Below are 1,078 nucleotides of genomic sequence, written 5' to 3' on the forward strand. Positions count from 1 at the left end.
GCTATTGTCTACGGCGGTTATTCGAGACTCTTCGGCTCTTGGCGACTAACCTGATTGAAAATTCTTGTGCGGATGTCCGTCCCGCCGCGCTGTAAAGGAACGGGAATTGAGTATGGCCGTGCGCAAGCCGCTGCCGACGCATTTTCTGGCCGTGCGCTCGCCCATGACGGCAATGCCGGCCGCTCAGTCTATGAGACCCGGAGCATCCTGATACTGTGAAGATCGACTACCGGACTACCAGTACGGGAATGGTTGTATTCGCCAGCACCTCAGATGTCTGACTCCCGAGAAGAACCTTCCGTATGCCACGCCGGCCATGCGAGGACATCACTATGAGATCACAGCCTTTGAGCTTGGCAAACCTGACGATGGCCTCGGCAGGAGATCCATCGATTTCATGCACTAGATCCACTGTGACGCCATGCTCGGACCCGCGCTGTTCGATGAAAGCAAATCGTTCCTTCATGATTGCATCTATCTGCCGGTCGTAACGAGAAACGGGATCATGGACACCCCCCAGACGGGCAGCATTCGCCATTTCGGGTCGCAGGGGTTCCGAAACGGCTAGAACCGTAACTTTCGCCTCGAGCGGCTTGGCAAGCGACAGACCGTGCTCAAGGCCCTTGCGGGCAAGTTCGGAGCCATCCGTTGCGATCAGAATGTGCGTGTACATTACTCTCTCCGGCGGGGTTCTTCCGGCATCGTGCACGATGCTTATTGGAAAACAAGCGATCGCTGCTCAATCAGGGGCGACATTCTGATGCTGTAACGGCATCGCAGTCCCGATCCATGGCGGCGCAATCGATGAGCAGCGCGGCCAAACATAGAAACGCTACGTGGGATTTTGGTCGAACTGAATTGGCGGCGCAAAACCGCCGACTACCCCTCCGCGCGCTTCGTTCAGGATACTGGTGAGGGATCGTCATTGCGCGAGCCGCCAGTTGGAAGGGGCGCTGCGGTCCAGATCGCTGGCAGCGTCGGATATGCGGTCACACCGAACAGCGCCATGCAGAAGGCTTGAGGAATACCCGATGAATGGGAGAAGTTGCGTACGGTCGAGGAATTCGCATACAACGAG

1 protein-coding gene is annotated in these 1,078 nt (G+C 57.1%); it reads right to left on the reverse strand.

Annotation, left to right across the window (positions count from 1 at the left end; all coding sequences use genetic code 11):
• Positions 1 to 226: 226 nt before the first annotated feature.
• Positions 227 to 673: a universal stress protein gene (locus ACX3P1_RS28160; protein ID WP_459083101.1), complete on the reverse strand. Its 447-nt coding sequence runs from the start codon at positions 671 to 673 to the stop codon at positions 227 to 229.
• Between the last annotated feature and the right edge of the window lie 405 nt (positions 674 to 1,078).

The sequence above is a fragment of the Mesorhizobium sp. A623 genome, assembly GCF_054489405.1.

Coding starts and splice junctions, on each gene's coding strand:
- ACX3P1_RS28160 (WP_459083101.1), bottom strand. CDS start 673: ATGTACACGCACATTCTGATCGCAACGGATGGCTCCGAACTTGCCCGC.